Source organism: Treponema socranskii subsp. buccale (assembly GCF_024181585.1).
Lineage (GTDB): Bacteria > Spirochaetota > Spirochaetia > Treponematales > Treponemataceae > Treponema_D > Treponema_D buccale.
This window is the reverse complement of sequence record NZ_CP054258.1, coordinates 616,723-636,634: the sequence shown is the minus strand read 5'-3', so window position 1 is coordinate 636,634 and position 19,912 is coordinate 616,723. Positions and strand designations below refer to the sequence as shown.

18 protein-coding genes are annotated in these 19,912 nt (G+C 49.2%); 5 read left to right on the top strand and 13 right to left on the bottom strand.

All coding sequences use genetic code 11. The features are described 5' to 3' along the window. Positions 1-420 precede the first annotated feature (420 nt). Complete coding sequence (locus HRI97_RS02810; protein ID WP_180485223.1) at positions 421-1,914, top strand: HDOD domain-containing protein; 1,494 nt, start codon at positions 421-423, stop codon at positions 1,912-1,914. 5 nt (positions 1,915-1,919) lie between these two features. Here the strand turns inward: HRI97_RS02810 and HRI97_RS02805 are convergent, their stop codons facing one another. The 4 genes from HRI97_RS02805 to rsmI all read right to left on the bottom strand — a co-directional run bounded on the left by HRI97_RS02805 (position 1,920) and on the right by rsmI (position 5,066). Then, entirely contained in the window at positions 1,920-2,753 is an 834-nt protein-coding gene (locus HRI97_RS02805) for a TrmH family RNA methyltransferase (RefSeq protein ID WP_253726385.1), read from the bottom strand. Between the two features lie 24 nt (positions 2,754-2,777). Next, on the bottom strand, positions 2,778-3,926 hold the full coding sequence (locus tag HRI97_RS02800; RefSeq protein WP_253726383.1) for an iron-containing alcohol dehydrogenase: 1,149 nt from the start codon (positions 3,924-3,926) through the stop codon (positions 2,778-2,780). A gap of 123 nt (positions 3,927-4,049) precedes the next feature. Then, complete coding sequence (locus tag HRI97_RS02795; protein ID WP_253726381.1) at positions 4,050-4,337, bottom strand: flagellar biosynthesis anti-sigma factor FlgM; 288 nt, start codon at positions 4,335-4,337, stop codon at positions 4,050-4,052. A 21-nt stretch (positions 4,338-4,358) separates the two neighbouring features. Beyond that, positions 4,359-5,066 carry a 16S rRNA (cytidine(1402)-2'-O)-methyltransferase gene (gene rsmI / locus HRI97_RS02790; RefSeq protein WP_253726380.1) on the bottom strand — a complete coding sequence of 236 codons (708 nt, stop codon included), beginning with the start codon at positions 5,064-5,066 and terminating at the stop codon, positions 4,359-4,361. Positions 5,067-5,196: 130 nt separating this feature from the next. Between rsmI and HRI97_RS02785 the strand changes: the two genes are divergently transcribed. Genes HRI97_RS02785 through HRI97_RS02775 form a run of 3 tightly spaced genes read left to right on the top strand, consistent with a single transcriptional unit; the run spans position 5,197 to position 9,274 of the window. After that, positions 5,197-6,444 (top strand): response regulator, encoded by a 1,248-nt coding sequence (locus HRI97_RS02785; protein ID WP_253726378.1) that lies wholly within the window; start codon positions 5,197-5,199, stop codon positions 6,442-6,444. Continuing rightward, positions 6,431-8,404 (top strand): response regulator, encoded by a 1,974-nt coding sequence (locus HRI97_RS02780; protein WP_253726376.1) that lies wholly within the window; start codon positions 6,431-6,433, stop codon positions 8,402-8,404. The genes HRI97_RS02785 and HRI97_RS02780 overlap by 14 nt, the downstream gene beginning before the upstream one ends. Positions 8,405-8,440: 36 nt before the next feature. After that, the gene (locus HRI97_RS02775; protein ID WP_253726374.1) at positions 8,441-9,274 is read left to right on the top strand and encodes a histidinol-phosphatase; all 834 of its coding nucleotides are present in this window, start codon (positions 8,441-8,443) and stop codon (positions 9,272-9,274) included. A 67-nt stretch (positions 9,275-9,341) separates the two neighbouring features. On the opposite strand, the gene HRI97_RS02770 is transcribed toward HRI97_RS02775, so the two are convergent. The 5 genes from HRI97_RS02770 to HRI97_RS02750 all read right to left on the bottom strand — a co-directional run bounded on the left by HRI97_RS02770 (position 9,342) and on the right by HRI97_RS02750 (position 15,226). Beyond that, entirely contained in the window at positions 9,342-10,157 is an 816-nt protein-coding gene (locus tag HRI97_RS02770) for an Rpn family recombination-promoting nuclease/putative transposase (protein ID WP_253726372.1), read from the bottom strand. 483 nt (positions 10,158-10,640) lie between these two features. After that, positions 10,641-12,476 carry a leucine-rich repeat domain-containing protein gene (locus HRI97_RS02765; protein WP_253727278.1) on the bottom strand — a complete coding sequence of 612 codons (1,836 nt, stop codon included), beginning with the start codon at positions 12,474-12,476 and terminating at the stop codon, positions 10,641-10,643. Positions 12,477-12,784: 308 nt separating this feature from the next. Beyond that, positions 12,785-13,141: a hypothetical protein gene (locus HRI97_RS02760; RefSeq protein ID WP_253726371.1), complete on the bottom strand. Its 357-nt coding sequence runs from the start codon at positions 13,139-13,141 to the stop codon at positions 12,785-12,787. A gap of 6 nt (positions 13,142-13,147) precedes the next feature. Then, positions 13,148-14,020, bottom strand: coding sequence for an Rpn family recombination-promoting nuclease/putative transposase (locus HRI97_RS02755; protein ID WP_253726369.1), 873 nt, complete (start codon positions 14,018-14,020; stop codon positions 13,148-13,150). Positions 14,021-14,869: 849 nt separating this feature from the next. Continuing rightward, a complete protein-coding gene (locus HRI97_RS02750; RefSeq protein WP_253726368.1) occupies positions 14,870-15,226 on the bottom strand; it encodes a TraR/DksA family transcriptional regulator in 357 nt (118 codons plus the stop codon). A 197-nt stretch (positions 15,227-15,423) separates the two neighbouring features. On the opposite strand from HRI97_RS02750, the gene infA reads away from it, so the two are divergent. Continuing rightward, a complete protein-coding gene (gene infA, locus HRI97_RS02745) occupies positions 15,424-15,642 on the top strand; it encodes a translation initiation factor IF-1 (RefSeq protein WP_016521760.1) in 219 nt (72 codons plus the stop codon). A 28-nt stretch (positions 15,643-15,670) separates the two neighbouring features. Here the strand turns inward: infA and HRI97_RS12565 are convergent, their stop codons facing one another. The 4 genes from HRI97_RS12565 to HRI97_RS02725 form a co-directional block, all read right to left on the bottom strand. Next, positions 15,671-16,240 (bottom strand): DnaJ domain-containing protein, encoded by a 570-nt coding sequence (locus HRI97_RS12565; protein WP_301338900.1) that lies wholly within the window; start codon positions 16,238-16,240, stop codon positions 15,671-15,673. A 67-nt stretch (positions 16,241-16,307) separates the two neighbouring features. After that, positions 16,308-16,850: a Smr/MutS family protein gene (locus HRI97_RS02735; RefSeq protein WP_180485213.1), complete on the bottom strand. Its 543-nt coding sequence runs from the start codon at positions 16,848-16,850 to the stop codon at positions 16,308-16,310. A gap of 38 nt (positions 16,851-16,888) precedes the next feature. Beyond that, complete coding sequence (locus tag HRI97_RS02730; protein WP_253726366.1) at positions 16,889-18,322, bottom strand: hypothetical protein; 1,434 nt, start codon at positions 18,320-18,322, stop codon at positions 16,889-16,891. Continuing rightward, on the bottom strand, positions 18,271-19,911 hold the full coding sequence (locus HRI97_RS02725) for a VWA domain-containing protein (RefSeq protein WP_253726364.1): 1,641 nt from the start codon (positions 19,909-19,911) through the stop codon (positions 18,271-18,273). Before HRI97_RS02725 ends, HRI97_RS02730 begins: the two co-directional genes overlap by 52 nt. Position 19,912: the final 1 nt, after the last annotated feature.

Sequence of the window (19,912 nt, the reverse complement as noted above, 5' to 3'; positions counted from 1 at the left end):
CTGAAATATCGCGTACCGTTTAATTGCAAGTTTGCTTTGCAAACTTGTACATACACATGCGCGCTTCCGCGCACAAGTGCGGCATTTTCGAAAATCGATATTTTCTGTAATGCCGCACTATAAGGAATGGCAAGCGAACTTTTTTGCAAAAAAAGTTCGCGCAGTCCGATTCCGATTACGGTCAGCCGCGGTGAACGGCAGGGCTGCTGCCGGGAGTGCAGCCGATTTTTTTTACGGTAACGGTTATTTTTTGAGGAATATAGATTTTCATGCTGAAGCCCTGAATCGAACGGATTATATTTGTTATTTTATTCGATATGTGTTATAATAGAGTGATCGGTTCAATTTTAAATTTTGAAAAATTCGAAATCGAATCGAATTGATTTTAAACCGGTTTTTTATCGGCACTTCGGAGATAGTATGGCCGCACAAAAAATAGCAGTCGATCTTGAAAAGATCAAAACGGCGATTCATTCGGGCATCCCCCTTTCGATTACGACATATACGCTTCCGCGCGAAATGGAAACATACATGGGCGACATACTCAGCGCATTTTTGACCGAATTGGATCAGCAGCAGATGATTCAATATTTGAGTTATTGCCTGAGCGAGCTCATGACGAATGCAAAAAAAGCGAATACGAAGCGCGTCTACTTTTCGGAAAAGCATCTGAATATTATGGACGCGGGCGATTATAAAGCCGGCATGGCGACGTTTAAGGCGGATACGCTCGGCAACATCGACCATTATCTGCAGCTGCAAAAAAAAGCGGGCTTGTATGTAAAGCTTTTGCTGCAGGTACGTGCGAATAAAATCCGTATCGAAGTGCGGAATAATTGCCCGCTCACCGTTTTCGAATACAAACGCATTCACGATAAGCTCACGCGGGCGCAGCAGTATGCTTCCATTGAAGAAGCGCTTTCACAGATTCTCGACGATTCCGAAGGTGCGGGGCTCGGTCTCATTATCATGATTTTGATGCTCGAAAAAATCGGTTTGACGGAAGAAAATTTCCAAACGATTTCGGAAAACGGAGAAACGATCACGCGCATCATACTGCCGCTCTCCGAAAAGACAAAACGGGAACTTTCGGTCATCGCGCTGGAATTTATTAAAACGATCAACAATCTGCCGCAGTTCCCGGACAACATCGTCCGGCTGAACCGCCTTTTAAACGATCCCTATTCGAAGATGTCGGACATAGCGATGCAGATCAGCAACGATGCGACGCTCACCGGAGAATTGTTAAAGCTCGTCAATTCCGCAGCTTTCGCGCTTGCAAACCCGTGCGCGAATATCGCGGATGCGGTAAAGCTCGTCGGCCTTCGCGGTATCCGAAACCTTTTGTACAGTATCGGCTCCATTAAAACGCTGTCAAACGTTCCGGGCAGCAAAAAAACGCTGTGGGCGCACGCATATCAAGTTGCATTTTACGCATACAATATGGCGCGCAATTTTTGTCCGAACGAGCGCGCGGTCATCGACGATGCATACATCTGCGGCTTGCTCCACGATATGGGAAAAATCATTTTCGAAACGGCTCATCCGGATTTACTCGAACACGTTATGACCGTCTGCAGCGGAAAAGGTATTTCAAAAGAAACGTTCGAAAAATTGATATCCGGCGTAAACCACGGCGAAGTCGGTGCGCGCGTTGCGGAAAAATGGAATTTTCCGGAAACGGTTTCGAACGTTATCCGCTATCATCACGAACCCGAAGAAGCGCCGCAAGATATTCGAAAGCTCGCCTCGCTCATATATCTCGCCGATGCGATCGCGCACTACCAACAGGGCGATATCGATTTTTATCAAATCGATCCGGAAGTACTCTCGCTTTTCAAAATTACATCGGAAGCACAGTTGAAAACCATCTCCGACAGAATGTATACCGCATTCAAACGCAACCGTATATAAATCAATTAAATCGCTTTGCCTTGTGCGACTGATTGCGTCCATGAGGCGAGCAGCACGCCTAAGGCTACACCGACGTTGAGCGACGCTTTGAGTCCCTTCATCGGAATGGAAACGTGCCCGTAATCGGCGCGCTCGAGCGCTTCGGGGGTGAGACCGAGTTCTTCCGATCCGATGAGACAGATGCCTTGCTTCGGAAAAGCGAAATCGGAAATCGGCGTGCCGCCCGTTTCGAGCGCAAAGACCGGTATTCCTCGCGGCAAATCGTCAAGCGCTTTTCGCTCCCAGCCGAGCGTTTCGATGCAGCCCATGCCGCTTCGAAGCGCGCGCGTTTGGAGGGGATCGGAGCAAAACGGCGACAGATATACCTTATCGACACCGAAAGCTTCCGCGCTTCTGAAAATCGATCCGAGATTGAACGGCGAGCGTATATCTTCGGCATACACGCACATACCCGCATAAAAATCGCGCTGCTTGACGACGCCGTTTTCATCGAACGGCAAAGCGTGCGGCGCTATAACCAAATCCCATTCTGCAGGCAGCGTTCCGATGATTGCAAGGAGATGGTTGCGCGCACAGTTGCATACGCGCCGCTCGTCGAAGGGCTCGGCATCGATAAGCGAACGAAGTTCCGCGGCGGCGGCTTCGGACAGAGAGGGATCGCACAGCACGATCTCCGCAAGGCGCTTGGTATATGCCGCCCTCGTCATCGACGGAAAATCGTACGAAGCGCCTTTTTCCGCAATACCCGCGATATCGCGTTCGAGGGCGCCGAACGTAAGCGCAAGTTTCCGCCTGCGCTGCCCTCCTTCAAGCTGAAACAGTTTTCCCGGCTCAATCATAGCGCTTCGGCGAATGCGGGCGGTTCAGTACACCGATTTGATAAAATCGAACAAATCATCCGATGACATACTGCGCGGCAGCGTATTTGCCAGTTCGAGCCGGCCTGCGTCTTCGGCCGGGAGTGCGAGCTGTTGAATCGAAATCGACAATTCTTTTATGCGCGACGGCAGATTCGCTTTGGCAAGGAGCTGTCGAATGTATTCCGCAAAACGGGCGGCCGCTTCTTCGCCGTGCACATCGGAAGGAACGATACGCGAAACGTGCGCAAGTTTTTCTACGCGTTCGACTTTGAATTTACCGGCGTCTTCGATGATGCTCGGAAATAAAATCGATGCGATAAGCGAACGCGAAACGCCGAACCGGGAATTGATGCACAGCGAAAGAAGCGAGCCGAGCCCCGGTGCGCTGGCTGCAGCGGCGAGAGAGGCCATGCAGCCGGCCTGCGATTTGAGTATTTCTTCCGGAGTAGTGATTTCGAGCGTCGGCGAACCGCAAAGCGCGTAGCCCATGAGTTCGATTGATTTTTCGACAAGCATATCGCTGAAAAAGCTCGCCTTTTGCGAAAGATATGCTTCGAGTGCGAGGCACATCGTTTCAACGGCCATCGCGGTATTTTGATTGTCGGTAAGCGTGAGCGTCAAATTCGGATCGATGACGGCAAGTTTACAGAGCGTACTCTGAGCTTTGAGCAGTTTTATTTGCCGAGAGCGGGAATCGACGATAGGAATCATGTTCGTGTAAATAAACGGAGCGCGGATCGTCGTCGGCACACAGACGAGCGGCAGCGCTCCCGTCGTCGGAACGGCGCCGTCGACATAATCATAGAGATCGTGATTTTCGTTATACAAAGAAGCGACCGCCGAGGCGACGCTGAGTACTTTCGAACCGCCTGCGGCGATGATACCGTGGATGCGTCCGTCGCGTGCGAGGGCGAGTATGCGTTCGACGGTTTTCGTATCCGCGCTTTCGCCGAATTCGTTAAAAATAAAATAGTCGATTTTGCGTTCCGAAAGCGGCTCGATCAGTTTGTCCGCGAGGTTCACTTCTTTTAAAATAGGATCCATGATGATGAGAAAACGCGAACCGTATTCGCGCACATACTGTCCGATGCGGCTCAGCATATACGATCCCAACACGATATTCGGTGAAATACGGAAAATAAAATCAGCCATACGTACTCTCCATAAAAACTCTCCATGAGAGCGACGGATATAAACAAAAAAAAGACGGAATGATACTTCCGCCTTTTTTACATCGATTATTTTTTTATCGGCAAATGCCTATACGCAGGATAATTAAAGTCCGAAACTCGTCATAATGCGATCCGCTGCGGAATCGATTACGGCATTATTCAGATAAGACGGATCTTTAATCTTTTCTTTTACGGCTGCGATACGGTCGGAGCGGATATCCGGTGTTTCTGCCGAAACTTTGTTCGCGTAGTACAAAGCCGCCATGCGCTTCGCTTCGTCGGAAACGCTGATCGAATCGCTGCCTACTTTCGGAGAACCCTGTTCATTTATCCGGTGAGAGTTCTGTACATTGTTAAGAGGATTTACTCCTCCGATTTTGTCTATCATCATTCCGTCCTGCCTCTCTACCGATTAATTATCGGCAGATTTATCAGAAAGTTTAATTTTTTTTACACCCGAAACGAAAACCGCACATTCGCCTTTTATCGACTCTCGGGACGCAAAATCGTCGCGCAACGCCTGCGCCGTTCCTTCGATAATCTCTTCGTGCAGTTTTGTGAGCTCCCGTCCGATCACGATACGGCGCTCACTGTCAATATCGGCTAAATCCTCGAGCAACTTGAGGATTCTGTACGGCGATTCGTACAAAATAACGGCATCGCCCGAAAAAAGCAGCTCTTTAAGGCGGCGCCGGCGTTTTCCCGGCGAAGGCGACAAAAATCCTTCGAAAACGAGGGTTTTTCCGCCCGCTCCCGCAACGCTTACAAGGGCGGTGAGCGCCGAAGGACCGGGAACGGGAACGACGGGAAAGCCCGCATCGCGCACGATACCCGCCAAAACCGCACCCGGATCGCTGATGCCCGGAGTACCCGCGTCGCTCGCATAGGCGACGTTTTTGCCGTTTTTCAGCAGATCGACGATTTTTTCGGCCGATTTTTCTTCGTTTTGCGCCCTGCACGATACGAGCGGCTTTCGTATGCCGAAATGCGTGAGCAGCTCAAGCGTATGCCGCGTATCTTCGCACGCGATCACATCCGCCGTTTTGAACGTTTCGAGCGCGCGGAACGTGATATCGCCGAGATTGCCTATCGGCGTTCCTACGATATATAACGAGGCCACGATGTGTCAGTATAAACCTTCAAGCGCAAATTTGCAATGAGAAAACGACAAAATACAAAGGGCACCTGTAAAAAATACAAAAAAGAAATTACTTGTCAATTTATATATTTGCATATAAAATAATATGGTTATGAACAATGTTCTGCTGATAGATGCATCCCCGCTTTTTAGAGAGTTTTTAAAGGATAAACTTTCCGCAGAAAAAGTCTCGGTTACGGTGACGCAGGGAAAACGCGACGCGTTTATTAAAATGATTTCGATCCTCCCCGACCTTATCATCTACGAAATAGAAGATGATTTTATCGAATTGTTTCGTTTTTTGGAAAAAAAACGATCGAACCCGAATGCCGTCCGCATTCCGATGATCGTTTCGGGACCGGTCGCCGACCGTGCAAAGCTTTCGCAGTTCGCACAGTTCGGCGTCACAAAATATTTCAACAAGCCGATAAAATTCGACATCTTTTTCGAAGCGGTCGGACAAATCCTCTCCCTCGCATTTTCCATGGATACCACTCCGTGTATGCTCGACATTCATCGCAACGGCGACATCATCTTTATAGAAATCGCCGAAGGTTTGAACAGGGAAAAACTTGCACTGCTGAAATACAAGCTCATCGAGATGATCGATACGGGAAAGCTTACCGATCCTAAAATCATTCTCATGATGACGAATCTCGAACTCAGCTTTATCGACGGATCGAATATCGAAATGCTGTTCGACAACATTCTCGCAGCCCCGAAAGTTTTAACAAAAAATATCAAAGTGCTTTCGTTCAATTCTTTTACCCGAGAACTCATAAGCGGCCATCCCGAATACGACGGCATTGAAGTCGTAACGGAACTCTCTCACGTGCTCAATTCGCTCATCGACAGCAGCGTCGCATCGAGCGTGTCCGAACTCGTCGCGGAAAAAATATTGACGCCGTCGGGAGAACAAATATGGGGTTCGGTCGACACGCGTTTTTATTCCGATTTGGGTGTCAATCAGGACGACACAACAACTATCGGAAACGTTTTACGCGTAGCGCTCGTCGATGACGACAGCATCATTTTGAAGATTTTGGAAGACGCATTCAAAGCCGTAAGCGCAACCTGCGATCTGTATTCGAGCGGCGCGGAATTTTTAACGGGTATCAACAAACACCGCTACGATCTTGCGGTCGTCGATATATTGATGCCGGGTATTTCCGGCTTCGATATTTTGGCACGTCTCGGCAGCAGCGCAAACAATATCCCGGTCATTATCTATTCACAGACGACAAAACGCGAAGATGTCATACGCGCGCTCAGTCTCGGTGCAAAACACTATCTCGTAAAACCGCAGAAGCCCGAAGTTATCGTACAAAAGGCGATAGAGCTGCTCCATGGAAAAATCTGACATCGATCCCGGCCAGCGCATGGCATTTTTGGCAAACACCGTACATGAAATCCGCACTCCGGTGCAGACAATCGTCGGTACGCTCGAACTGCTTTCGGACACGCGTCTCAACAACGAACAACAGGAATACGTGCGCCAAATTCAATTCAGTACGAACGTACTTCTTTCTCTCGTAAACGACATACTCGATTTTACGAAAATCAAATCGAGACAAATCGTGCTAGAATCGATTCCGTACGACGTCGTCACTCTCACGGAACAGGTCGTCGATCTTGTCAGCATGGAAGCGTTCGCTAAAGGCATAGAGCTCGTCGTCGATTCCGATTACTCGTTGCCGCAGCTTATTATCGGAGACCCGACGCGCATCCAGCAAGTGCTGCTCAATATTATTAAAAATGCCGTCAAGTTTACGCAGTCGGGCTATATTCACGTATCGCTTGCAAAAAAAGACGAAACCACGCTGCTGTTTGAAGTCGCCGATACCGGCATCGGCATTCCGAAAGAAAAACAAAAACATCTTTTTACCGATTATTATCAGGCGGAAACGTCGACGACGCGCAAATACGGAGGAACGGGTCTCGGACTTGCCATATGCAAGGGGCTTGTCATCGCCATGAACGGCAACATAGGCGTGCGCACGAATCCGGACGGCGGATCCGTCTTTTGGTTTACCGTTCCGTTTTCCGCCGCTCAGCATGTGCCGGCTTCCAACACGAAGACAGCCGCTCCGACGAATACCCGTATTCTCATCGTCGACGACAGTCCCCTCGCGCTGAACAGTATGCGGCAGAAACTCAATTCGTGCGGCCTGTACAATATCTCGTACGCGAAAGACGCGGCCGAAGCGCTGTTGAAAATGAAAAATGCGAGCCGTCTCGGAAAAGCTTTTTCGCTCGTCTTTATCGATATGAGTTTACCGAAAGTGGACGGCTGGCACCTCGCGTGGGAAATCAAAGAATGCAATTTTACCGATACGAAACTGTACTTGCTCGTTCCCGAAGGCCGAATGGGCGCCGAAGCGAAGATGAAGCTCATCAATCTGTTTAACGGCTATCTTTATAAACCCGTCAAGCGACAGCTCGTGCAGTCTCTGCTCAACGACATATACGATATACCGACCGATCTCGAAACGCTCGACGCAAAGCAGTCGAAAGCGAGCGAAGCGGCGGTTGCCGAAAACGGAGCAAACATCACGGAAGGCATGACGGTACTCGTCGCCGAAGATCATCCGCTGAACAGAAAACTCATCGTAACCTTTTTAAAAAAATTGGGTGCGCCGGTCATCGAAGCGGAAAACGGAAAGCAGGTCGTCGAAGCCGTCGAAAAAAACCGCGAAATCAATATGATCTTTATGGATATCCAAATGCCGGTTATGGACGGCATCGAAGCGGCAAAAAAAATCAAAGCCGCAGGCTACACGGGAATCATCGTAGCATGTACGGCAAACAACGACGAAAACGATTTCGCTCTGTACCGCAAGATCGGTATAAACGATATCCTCGTAAAGCCGTTTAAGCGGGACGATATAAAAACGCTTATCGAAAAATGGCATACGGTTATCGAACTGCCCGTAGCACCTAAAATCACGATGCTCGACAGTATGATCGCTTCCGAAAATACGACATGGAATCAAAAAGATTTTGAAGACACGATCGGAGGCGATATAACGCTCGGAAAAGAACTGCTTGCGGAATATCGAAAACAGCTTACGGCTTTCGTATGCGAAATCGAAAAAGCAATCGTCCGAAAAGATTTCGAAACGCTCGGACGCATCGGACACACGATCAAAGGCAGCTCGGCCGCGATCGGCGCATACGTGCTTTCAAACCGGGGAGCGCACATCGAAAAAGAGGCGGAAAAGCAAGGTATCGAAAACATACAAAAAGATTTTATTGCGCTCAAAGACGAATTTGTAATTTTCGAATTCAACGCGAACGAATGGAAACGAAAGTGGGAATAAGCGAAAAACGTATAGCGATTTTTATACGAGGGTACAATGAAAACAAATTACCATATGCATACGACATTTTGTGACGGAAGCGATACGGTCGAAGCGATGGCGGACGCCGCGTTCGAAAAACAATTCGACATAATCGGATTTTCAAGCCACAGCATGTACCCCTTTGCGGGCGACTGCCACATAGCGCCGCGCGAATTTAACAATTATGTAAGCACGGTGCGGAACGCGGCAAAAGCATACGAGGGACGCATGCAGATTTTGCTCGGTTTTGAAGTCGAATATATGCCCGGGCTTTCGATTCCGCGCATGAGCGATTATGCCGCTTTTCAGCCGGACTATCTCATCGGCTCGGTGCACTATCTCATAACGGAAAACGGCACTTTTTCCGTCGACGATAAAACCGAAAAAGTCAAAGAGGGACTCGAACGTTTTTTTAAAGGAAACGCGAAAGAAGCGGTGTGCATGTATTTTGCACTGCAGCGCGAAATGCTGCAAAAGGGCGATTTTCTCATCTGGGGACATCCCGACGTTATCAGAAAGCGCAACGGCATCCTGCATTTTTTCGACGAAAGCGAAAGCTGGTACCGCAGCGAACTCGTCGCGACGGCGAATTCGGCAAAACATTCGGGCGTTATCGCCGAAATCAACACGGGCGGCATTGCCCGCGGCGCGATCGACGACGTCTATCCGTCCGCGGATTTTCTTTCGCTGCTCTATGCTTCGGGCGTTCCCGTTATGATAAACTCCGATGCGCACCGAGCGGAAGACATCGACTGCGCGTTCGACAGAGCCGAAGCGGCGGCAAAAAAAGCGGGCTATACGGAAGTTCTGTTTTTGGATACGGGCTTTATAAAGCACAGGAAAATTTAGGCTGAATAAATAATTGGTAATGTGTAATTTGTAATTAAGCAGGCGATTACCAATTATCCATTATCAATTAATTAATCGATTCCACTTCTTCTTGGGTGAGGCCGGTCGCCTGCATTATCTTTTTTACGGAATCGCCGAGATGTTTTAAAATCCGCGCCGTTTCGAGCTTTGCTTGACGGGAACCTTCAGCAAGACCGAGGGATTTACCTTGTTGTATACCCTGTTGTATGCCTTCTTCTCGTGCGTCCATCTCAAAGCCCGACATAAAGCGGTATTCTTTGCGTGCCTGTTCGTTGTGTTTTACTGCCTGTATCATCGTTTCTATCCTCCCGGTATACTCCGTATTCACCGTTCCGGTTTTAACGTACTCCAAAAAACTTCTCAGTTCTTTGTTTTCAGCTTTTCTAAATGCTTCCGCATTGATTATAACCTTTTTTGTCCCGTCTTGTAAGGGTATTTGCCGGTCTTCAAGGCATATATTTTCAAATGTGTAGAGCGGCTTGCCTTTCCCGATAGCGTCGAAAAGACAAACGAAAATAATATAGCTGTCGTTCAAGGCTTTGTAGTGAGTACCCTTGTCTAAGAATGCGATGTCGATTGCTGCCTGATAATAACGCATACGCTTGGGGATATTATGTTCGTTCGCCACTTGCATTTCGATGTCGTAAGATTTGCCGGCTTCGTCCTTTACAAGCAGATCGAGGCGTACTGATTTGGATTCCGAGCCGGTAAAGACGGCATCTTGGGACGACAGATAGGTGATTTTCCCGATTTTATCTGCCAAGACCATTTCGAGAAACTCTTTACAAATACCTTCGTCCTGCATGATTTTACAAAACATAAAGTCATCGCCGATGGTTAAGTCGTCAAAACTTTTTCTCATACATACCTCCCATAAAAACTTTTGCAGGGAGTTGCAACTTCCGAAAAAGTTTTTAGTCGTGCGCGTGCGCGCACACGTTCAATACTCGAGTTTGCAAAGCAAACTCGAGATAAAAAGCGGCGGCGATATTTCAGACGGCGCTTTTTATCGTACCTCCGCTTTTACTATAGGCGCAAACGGTACAAAAACAGGAACAAAAGGGAAAAGTTTTTGCAATTATTTTTCCGCCACGACGCCGGGAAAGGTACTCAAGAATGTACACGGACGTACATTCTTGAGCTTAGCGGATAAACGGAAATGGTGTATAAAACCGGCGGCGAGAGAGGTGCCGGAAGCGAGGCGTTTGCCCCGTATATCCCCGGCACGGATGCGGAAAAGCCGCAGGTCTTGCGAGTTTGCAAAGCAAACTCGAGTTGAAAAACTGTACAGGGACGTACAGTTTTTCAAACAATTACCAATTATCCGTTAGCGCATTACTAATTTCTAAAACCCCACAAACGGCTTTTTGAAGTTTTTCCAAATGGGGGCATTTTCGTAGGCGCTGATCGAGGCAGCGGGCACTTTGAGCGTGCAGCTTGCAAGCGGTGTGTCGTTATGAAAACCCCGCACTGACGGCGGTGTTAGCGCTTTGCACGTAACTTCGGTTAAAGCCTCGCAGCCGTAAAGAATAACATCTGAAGATTTTTTAAAGCTTGCCGGAAATTCCACACGCGTAAGATTGGGGCACCATGAAAAGCTTGCAAATTCCAGAGACTTGACACCTTCGGGGATAACCGCACTCGTTATCTTACTCCCGAAAAGAAAGCCCACCCCCAAATTCCGCAGCGTGGACGGAATGTTGACATTTGCAAGCCGCGTGCAGCCATAAATACCATTATCCTCGATTGTTGTAAGCGCTTTGCCTTCGGGTAAGTTCAGCGTTGTAAGATTATAGTGAATCTCGTAAAAGGCACTGGTTCCTATGATTTTTACCGAGTCGGGCACCGTGTAAGAGGTATCCGTTTTTTTTGTGGGGTACTTTATAAGGCGGGTTTTATCCTTGTTAAACAGCACTCCGTTTTCCGCGCTTAAAAAAGCGCTTGCGCTGTCCACCGTAAACGCCGCTGTCTGCCAAAACTCAAGCTCCAAGCAGTATTTGGTACAGCCGGTTATCGCATAGGTTTCGCCGTTAAAGACAACCGTTGCCGGAATGTGCACAGTCGCTCCAAAATCGTCGTCGTAGTTATAGTTGATATGCACGTGTTTATTCGTCTTATCGACAACCCGGTAGTGGATGCCGCCTGCGGTAAAATCGTCAGGGACGGTAACAAGGGCTTGTACGGTAACGGTACCCGAATACGCTTCCTGCCCGCTCATATTGTCTTTTACCTTTATGCGCGAACTTCCTTCGCCCGTGCACTGCACGGTTACGTTGCCCGTCGCGTTGTTAAGGTTTACGCTTATGACGGAGGGGTTTTCAGGCGTTGCCGTGTAGTCGCCCGAGCCTGCCGTTACGAGTTTATAAACGGGAAGCGTGTCGCCCACCGTACCCGTAAAGGTTTGCTGATTTACCGCTAAGGCGGGTCCCGAATATTTGAACTTTACTTTGATGTTTGCATCCGCCGTTACCGTGTGGTTGTAGGTTGTGTTTGTTCCCGCTCCTGTAATGACTGTGCCGTTGTTTGTCCATTTTTCGACCGCGTAGTTCGGGTCGGCCTCTGCGGTAAGGGTTACGGTTTTACCCTGTTCGACCGTATCGCCCGAAGTGATTTCGGCGCCGTCAACTTCCGCCTTGAGCGTACCGTGTCCGCCGTCCACGCCGAAATCGATTTTACATAGTACCTGCTTAAAGGTTACGGTTACGGTAACGGCTTCGGTGATTTTGAGCGTCGCGCTCGTGCTTCCGTCGGTGCCGCCTGCCAAAAATGAGCCCGACGAAACCGTCCACTTGTCTACCGCATAGCCTGCATCCGGTTCTGCCCTAAAGATAAGTTCGGTGCCTTCGGGCACTTTGTGATGGCCGGGCGGGATTACCGGAACAGTATCTACACTGCCGTGCTCCGGCTCGGTAAGCGTTACCGTGTGCATGGCAGGAGGCGGCGCGCTGTTCCGTTTAAAGAATACAAAAACCTGTGCGTTTGCCGTAACTTTGAGCGTGTAGGTAAGCGCTGTGCCGTTTACTTCTGTGCCGTCAAGCTCCCATTTTTCAAGCCTGTAGCCTCCGAGCGGATCTGCCGTAAAGGTAAGCTCGGTGTTTTCGGCTGCCATGCCGTCTTCAGGCAGTGCAGGCGTTACTTTTACATTGCCGCCTATAGTGTGGTCAAGCTCTACCTTGTACATTTGCACGGGCGGCGTGCCTCCGCCCGCGTTATTCGGGCAGGCGGTAAAAACGAGCGCTGCGGCAAAAAGCAAAGCGCCCGTTGCTGCAATCGGTATCTTTTTTAAAAGGGTTTTACCGCCCCCCCCTATACGGATGTACAGGGGTCATCTTGTTTACAGTCATCATAAACCTCCTCTGAAAACTTTTGTAGGATGCACGTCTTCCGATGTCGAACACTTCCGCCATCTTATGATTATTATAACATATTTCATCGCTTTTCACAACGTTTATTAATTATTTATCGAGGACACGTGATATTTTCATTTTATTAATTATTGGAACCTCTAAAAACCGCAGTTTTTAGAGGTAACTTTGAAAATGCGATTGTTTTCAGAGCGGTTGCACCGGATCGGAGGTACGACGAATTGTTGCCGCGGGAGAAGGTTCGGTTTACAGCTGTTCGATTTTTTTTTTCGGTGAGGCCGGTCGCTTGGGCAATCTTTTGTATGGGATCGCCTAGCTGTTTTAAGATTTGAGCCGTTTCAAGTGCTTTTTGATATGAGCCTTCGGAAATGCCCTCCTGTTTTCCCTGTGCGATGCCTTCTTTCAGTGCAATTTCTCTTTCTTCTTCCCGTTGTACGGCAATGTCGACATCGTAATCGTATTCGGCAATTAACATGTTCATTCCTACTCATTCTGAAAGATTTTCAACTTCTTCAGCAGAAAGGCCGGTCATCGTGCAGATTTCGGCAATCGGATAGTTGTGCGTTCGCATGAGCTTCGCCGTTTCAAGCGCTTTTTGATGTAAACCTTCAGAAAGGCCTTTCGCTTCGCCTTCTTGTAATGCTTCCTCCCGCTGCACAGCGATATCCACGTCATAATCGTATTCGGCTATTAACATATTCATCACCTCCCGGCTTTTTCGCTGTAAGTATTCCCGTAAGATGTCGTTTCGTACGCACTCTTTGATCGCGTTCTGAAAACCGTTTTCACTGTCGAGCTTTGTGTGTCTTCTCACGGCATCTACGAACAGCGTGTACTCTTTCAGCGGTTTGCACGCACTTAGTATTTTACTGCCTTTAGTATAATTGATATTCGTCACACTGACAACGACTTCGAGAGCAGGTTTTTCAGGCGCTGTCATAAAGGCGTCGGAGAGGCGTAACGTCGCTGTTTTAGGATAATCATCTTCTCCGTTGTAGAACACGTAGAACTCCGGCGTCGGAATCTTTTTCAACCTGCGGAGATAGCGGTCGCGTGGATTTTGGATACGTTCATAGAGGCGTGCGGTGTACTGTAAAAATCGCAGCGGCATGTTCGCGTTGATTGTAGCTTGATGTTCTACGAGAGCGATGATTTTCCCGTCGACGAGACAGGCGACGTCGTTGCGGAAAGCCATGTACATCACCTGTTCGAGACGGAGCGGTTCGAGTTCCGCCGATGCGTCAAGTTCTGTTCCATGCAATGCGTTGTAGAGAGCGAGGAAGTTCGCTTTCGCGTTTTTATCTTCGCCGAAAAAATCGACGAAGACCGAATCTTTATACCGACGATTGTATGTTGCCATAATACCTCTCAAAAAACTTTTGCAGGAAGTTGCAACTTCCGAAAAGTTTTTTCTGTGCGCGCGAGCGCACACGTTCAATAGTCGAGTTTGCAACGCAAACTCGAGATAAAAAGCGGAGGCGCTATTTCAGCCGATGCTTTTTATCGACCTCCGGGATAACCGCACCGGAAATGGATACTTAGAAAAGAAGCGCATACTTACATAAGAAAGGCGGAACGCGAGGCAGCGGAACTGCCGCCGAGCCGCTCTGACCGAGTTTAAACGGAACGCTAAAATAGCGCGTCCCGTTTAACTGCAAGTTTGCGAGGCAAACTTGTGTATATACGTGTGCGCTTTCGCGCACGAGTGCGGCATTTTCGAAAATCGACATTTTCTGCAATGCCGTACTACAAGGAATGGCAAGCAATCTCTTTGTAAAAAGAGATTGCGCAGTCCGATTCCGATTACGGTCTGCCGCGGCACTTGCAACGAGCGCGGAGCGCGAAGTTCCCCGCGCAAACGGCAGGGCTGCTGCCGGGAGTGCAGCCGATTTTTTACGTTATACACTATTTTTTAGGAATACAATTTCCGGTGCGGTTATCCTGATAATACTTCAGTAATATATATCGCTAAGATATTGCGATTTCGGAGTTTTTTGAAAAGATTTTCAGCAAAGAGCAATACTGCGGGACAAAACGAAAGCGAGACAACCGTGCAGGCAATGTATACACGGAAAAGAAGCGTAGGATCCAACTACCGAGTTTACCCGACAAACTCGAAATATATTGCGACGCTTGAAAAAAATGCAAAGTGCGGGGGTATTAACCATCCGCACGAATAAGCGGCGGACGGCAGCGGAGCGTCACGCATTCAGCGGCGCTTGCGTTCTTCTTCGGATGCGCAGTTTACACACATAAGCGCATACGGCAGCGCCTTTAAACGCTGCTGCGGAATATCTTTGCCGCATTTAACGCACTTTCCGTATCTTCCCTGTCGGATGCGGTCAAGAGCGTTGTCGACAAGCTGCAGGCGTGCGGCATCCTGAGAACCGAGCGAATCGAGCAGCGTGCGATCGATCGCATCTGAGGCAACATCTATAACGTCGCCCGCAGCGACGGTTTTTACCAATTTTTTCATATCGTCGCTCTGTTCCGCAAGCGAGGTAAGAATAGTCTGCCGGCGCGCGAGCAAATCTTTTTTCATACTTTCAAGAAATTTTTTATCCATAATCGATGAACTCCGTACAATGAATCCGCGCCCGTGTTGACAAGCGCGGAGATTTTATACATACTGAACAGTATACGACCAAACCGGAATAAAAACAAGGTTAAATTGAACGTCTGAAGCAGCGCCGTCCAATTTAACTTCGCGTTTTCATTTGAAAACTCGCGATTTTTTTTATTCGGGTACGCAGCGGAGGAACTGTGGCAAAAGAAGAAGCTATCGAAGTGGAAGGCGTCGTAAAAGAAGCGCTCCCCAATACGACGTTCAGAATCGAATTGCAAAACGGACATCTCATCCTTGCGACGCTGTCCGGAAAAATGCGAAAGCACTATATCAGAATCGTGCCGGGCGATACGGTAAAAGTCGCGCTTTCTCCGTACGATTTGAACCGCGGCCGAATCATCTTCCGCCAACGCTGAAGCGCGTTTCGACGGCGTGCATTCACGTCTATTTTTGCCTTCCCAATTTAATAAGCGCGATCGCGGATTTTACCGCACCGACGACGCCGCTGACAGTTACAAAGAGGCATAAAATTCCGAAGAGCGGAAAAAAGCCGAATATGCTGCTTGCGATTATGCCGAAAAACGCTTGACCCAATTTCGAATAAAGCTGAGAGCGGAGCGCTTCTCGCGTATCCCGTCTCTTTTCGTTTGTCCACGTATAGGTATAGCGCCGCTCGCCGTTTTGCCTGCTTTCGTAATTGCTGCCGAACCACTGCCAAAACATGTCTTCGTCGCTGAAGCGGGTGCCGCCGTAGGAATCGTACGCATACTGTGCGTCTTGCTGACGTTCGTACGCAGTTTCCGCTTGTCCGAAGCGGTCGTACTGCGAACGCTTCGTTTCGTCTCCGAGCACATCGTAGGCGGCGTTTATCGCTTTGAATTTTTCTTCGGCTGCCTTATCTCCCGGATTTCTGTCGGGGTGATATTTGAATGCGAGTGTGCGGTACGCTTTTTTAATTTCATCGGTGCTTGCCGTTTTCGAAACTCCGAGCACCGCATACAAATCCTGATTCATCAGCTATAAAATAGCCGTTTCGGCCAAATGTTACAAGTGCCTGCCGCCCGTACACACGGAGGAAAATTCAATTTTTCAAAAATACCCACGTAGCGCCGCTGCCTCCCATACGCCGATCGGGATGACCGGAGCGGCCGCAGCGTCTATCCTGTTCGATAAATTTTCTTACCTCTTCTCCGAGCACGGGATCGCTTCCGGTCGTATGAATTCCTTTTCCGTGCACGATGAGGATTTTGCGAAGCCCGCGTTTTACACAGTCGCCGACAAAAATCGAAAGCCTGCTCCTCGCTTCCTCCCGCGTCAGCCCGTGCAAATCGATTTTCGCTTCGACCGGAATTTTTTTTATGTAGAGCTGCGAACGTTCGCGATTGCGTTCCGCTTCCAAAGATGCGATCTTATCTTTATCGACGACGCCGTAGCGGCGAAGCCACGCTTCCTGCGGATCGATCCGTTTCGAAAAACCGTTTTCTTCTCCCGAACAATCGGAAGACTCTTTGCCTTTTTCCGGCGCGTTCGCTTTTTTTCCCGAAACGGAATTTCCTCCGTGTCCCTTCCGCTTCGCTGCTTTTTGCATTTTATCCCATTCATCGAGCACCGCACCGAAATCCATAAGCCCCCCCGCATTATCAATTATTAATTATTAATCAACTACCGTATCGGAGCAACCGACGATGAAATTACCCATCCGCCGGTCGTACCGTATTGGATATACATCCATTTTCCCGCCGTTTCTTCGATGCGTACCCGCTCACCGCTTCCGATCGGAGAAACGAAGCCGGACGATTCATCCGGAACGAGCCGTATTTCTCCTCCCTTAAAAATACCGTATACGGCCGAAAGGCGTATTGTCGAAGCGACGGCAAACGCAAGGACGATGCAAAAACCGCATAAAACCGTATATGCGAAAGCGCGTTTTTTTGCCGCAAACAATACGATACATAACAAGGCGAGCACTCCGGCGCAGACTGCAAAAAGCGTGCATACGGCGGTTTTCGGCTCCGCTTTGCCCGACGTGATCCCCAGCTTCGCTTCAAATGCGCGGCGGGCGGATACCGCTTTCCACGGGAAAAAAGCGTGCCGCTCGGCGCTCCGAAGCAGTGCAAGCGTTTCACAATCGGCTTCGGAAACCGCACGAACGGTATTTTCACTTTCGGGATTATCGACTTCGGAAAACGCATAGGAAAAATAACTTTCATTGCTGTCGCTTTCATCGGGAGGGGCGGAAATCGCGGGTACAACGCGGATTACGGCAGCAGGAAGCGACAGCTTTACGCGTGCGCCGCTGTATGCGCTTGTACTGAGCTCAATGTCGGGAAGCGCGGTAGTTCCGCTTACGAGCGGCTGCCATTCGAAGAGCGCTACGGGAATGGGATCCGCCGTAAACAGAGAAGATCGCGCAGCACTGTCATTGATTTCATATCGCCACAGCTCCGTTAAAAGAGCGTCTTTCGGAGCCTGCCACGAAAAGCGTATGACTTGTACGGCATATTGCAGATACAGCGTAAATAAAATTTTTTCACCGGCAGGCACCGTAAACAGCGGCTCATCGTTTGCCGCATTGTCGGATACCTCCGTACCGTTTGCAAATTTAATAATCAGGCGCGGAGAAGTCGAAGCGGGATTCTGTTCGATATTGACATCGGCAAACGGAATCTCATACAGACGCCCTTTGATGCGCACGCGCAGAGGAGGAAGCGTATAAATGCGCGCGTCGCGGAACGAAAGCCAAATATCGACTTCGGTTCCCGTTTGCATACCGACTTCGGTATAGTCGGTCCTGCGCATCGACACGACGCTGACGCCGGAGGGCACTTCCGGAGTATCGGCTTGTACGGAAGACGGTTTTACGTCGGGGATAACGAGAGAAAACATATATTCGCGTCCCGAATAGAGCGCACCGACGGGGGGCGTTACGCGGAGTTTTTGCAGATCGGTCGACGTTTGAGCGCGGAGAAAACGGTTATCGATAAAAATCAATAAAAACAATACCGCAACTGCCGTTTTGCACGCCGGCTGAAATATTGATAAAATTAATAATCGACGGAAGAATTCGATTCTGCCGTATGTTCGCTGTTTTTCCATTGTTTTTGATCGTTCTCCCGTATCCGTTGGTATATCGCGCTTTCAACGGCACTGATCGCATCCGTATCTTCCGCAAGCGGCACGAGTTCTGTTTCCTTTTCGTGCGCTTCTTTGACGGCCTGCTGCCGACACGCAATTTCAAGATTTTCTTTTGCCGCCGTTTTTGTACCGTCGATCTTCAGCGCTTCCCGAAAGCATGCCGCAGCTTCGGTATAATCACCGCTCCGATATGCGATAATTCCCTTATTGTAATAGGCTGCAAAACGCACTTGCGGAGGAGATATCGGCGAAATATCTTTCAAACAGGAAAGAGAAGCCGCATACTCGTTCTGCATGATATAAGTCGCAGCCAAATTATACCGTGCGTATTGTTCCGAAAGCGCGTCTCCGTTTTCGGCAGCTCTTTCTCCGACACGCAAAAAGCCTGCAATCGCGCTTCGATATTTTTTTTGATACCACGCCCAAGAACTTACCGCAGTTTCTTTCGCATTTACGATCCGGTCGGTACACGAAACGAACAAGAGCGAAGATGCGCAAAGCAAAACGGCAGCCGCCTGATTTTTATGAAAGAGTCTGCGATAATTTTCAAAATCGAATTCCGTCACGGCAAAACTCAACACGAATGCCGCTATCGCAAAAATTAAAAAAAGAGTATACCGCTCGACGGGTTTCGCTTCGTATGAAACGGTAATCGCTCTTTCGTTTCGAAGCGGCTTCAGCAGTTCGAGAGCCGATCCCGCTTCCGTCGCATCGATATACCGCACCGCCGCTGCAGAATTATAACGCCGCGCGTAAAGCGATGCCTGCTCGGCGGCTTTTTTCATCTGCTCCGAGCGAAGAAAAGTCGTCACTTTCGTCTTCCCGTCGCCGGCGCTTATTTCAACGCCCTGCTCTCCTCCGAATCCGACGAGCGAAACGTGCACTCCTCCTTTTACGCAGGATTCGAGAGAAACGGCAAGCTGTCCGTCGGTTTCATCTCCGTCCGTAAAAACCCAAATACGCTCGGCCTGTGCCGAGTCCGGCGGAAAGGAACGGAACGCGGCTTCAATGCCTTTGCCGAGCGACGAGCCGGCAGCGCTCATGAGATTCGGTGAAAGCGTTTCCAAAAGAGAGCGCACGATCGCCCTGTCTTCCGTAAGCGGAACGACGATGATACCGTCGCCCTTTGCCAAAACGACCGAAACGGATACGCCTTCCATACGCGATAACAGCATATCCGCATAGCGCGCTGCCGCTTTGAGCCGCGTCAATCCTCCCGGCGCATCGTCCGCCGTCATGCTGTATGAAATATCGAACACGAACGAAACGGCGCTTCCGCTTTTTTGTACCGGAACTTCGTAAGTACCCCATGAAAATCCCGCATAGGCAAAAACCAGCATAATCCATGCAAAACATCTGAGCAGCGTCCGAACGACGAGCGTGCGTGAAAGATTCAGCATGCGTTTTACACCTTGAAGATTTGTATCGACGGAGACTATCCGCTTCGAATACGCGACAATTCCGCGGTATCGGCGCATTTCGGCAAGCACTACCGGCACGATCAATGCAAGAGAAAAAAGGGCATGGGGACGTTCACAGGAAATTACCATA

Coding starts and splice junctions, on each gene's coding strand:
- HRI97_RS02810 (WP_180485223.1), top strand. CDS start 421: ATGGCCGCACAAAAAATAGCAGTCGATCTTGAAAAGATCAAAACGGCG.
- HRI97_RS02805 (WP_253726385.1), bottom strand. CDS start 2,753: ATGATTGAGCCGGGAAAACTGTTTCAGCTTGAAGGAGGGCAGCGCAGG.
- HRI97_RS02800 (WP_253726383.1), bottom strand. CDS start 3,926: ATGGCTGATTTTATTTTCCGTATTTCACCGAATATCGTGTTGGGATCG.
- HRI97_RS02795 (WP_253726381.1), bottom strand. CDS start 4,337: ATGATGATAGACAAAATCGGAGGAGTAAATCCTCTTAACAATGTACAG.
- HRI97_RS02785 (WP_253726378.1), top strand. CDS start 5,197: ATGAACAATGTTCTGCTGATAGATGCATCCCCGCTTTTTAGAGAGTTT.
- HRI97_RS02780 (WP_253726376.1), top strand. CDS start 6,431: ATGGAAAAATCTGACATCGATCCCGGCCAGCGCATGGCATTTTTGGCA.
- HRI97_RS02775 (WP_253726374.1), top strand. CDS start 8,441: ATGAAAACAAATTACCATATGCATACGACATTTTGTGACGGAAGCGAT.
- HRI97_RS02770 (WP_253726372.1), bottom strand. CDS start 10,157: ATGAGAAAAAGTTTTGACGACTTAACCATCGGCGATGACTTTATGTTT.
- HRI97_RS02765 (WP_253727278.1), bottom strand. CDS start 12,476: ATGTACAAGGTAGAGCTTGACCACACTATAGGCGGCAATGTAAAAGTA.
- HRI97_RS02760 (WP_253726371.1), bottom strand. CDS start 13,141: ATGAACATGTTAATTGCCGAATACGATTACGATGTCGACATTGCCGTA.
- HRI97_RS02755 (WP_253726369.1), bottom strand. CDS start 14,020: ATGGCAACATACAATCGTCGGTATAAAGATTCGGTCTTCGTCGATTTT.
- HRI97_RS02750 (WP_253726368.1), bottom strand. CDS start 15,226: ATGGATAAAAAATTTCTTGAAAGTATGAAAAAAGATTTGCTCGCGCGC.
- HRI97_RS12565 (WP_301338900.1), bottom strand. CDS start 16,240: ATGAATCAGGATTTGTATGCGGTGCTCGGAGTTTCGAAAACGGCAAGC.
- HRI97_RS02735 (WP_180485213.1), bottom strand. CDS start 16,850: ATGGATTTCGGTGCGGTGCTCGATGAATGGGATAAAATGCAAAAAGCA.
- HRI97_RS02730 (WP_253726366.1), bottom strand. CDS start 18,322: ATGGAAAAACAGCGAACATACGGCAGAATCGAATTCTTCCGTCGATTA.
- HRI97_RS02725 (WP_253726364.1), bottom strand. CDS start 19,911: ATGGTAATTTCCTGTGAACGTCCCCATGCCCTTTTTTCTCTTGCATTG.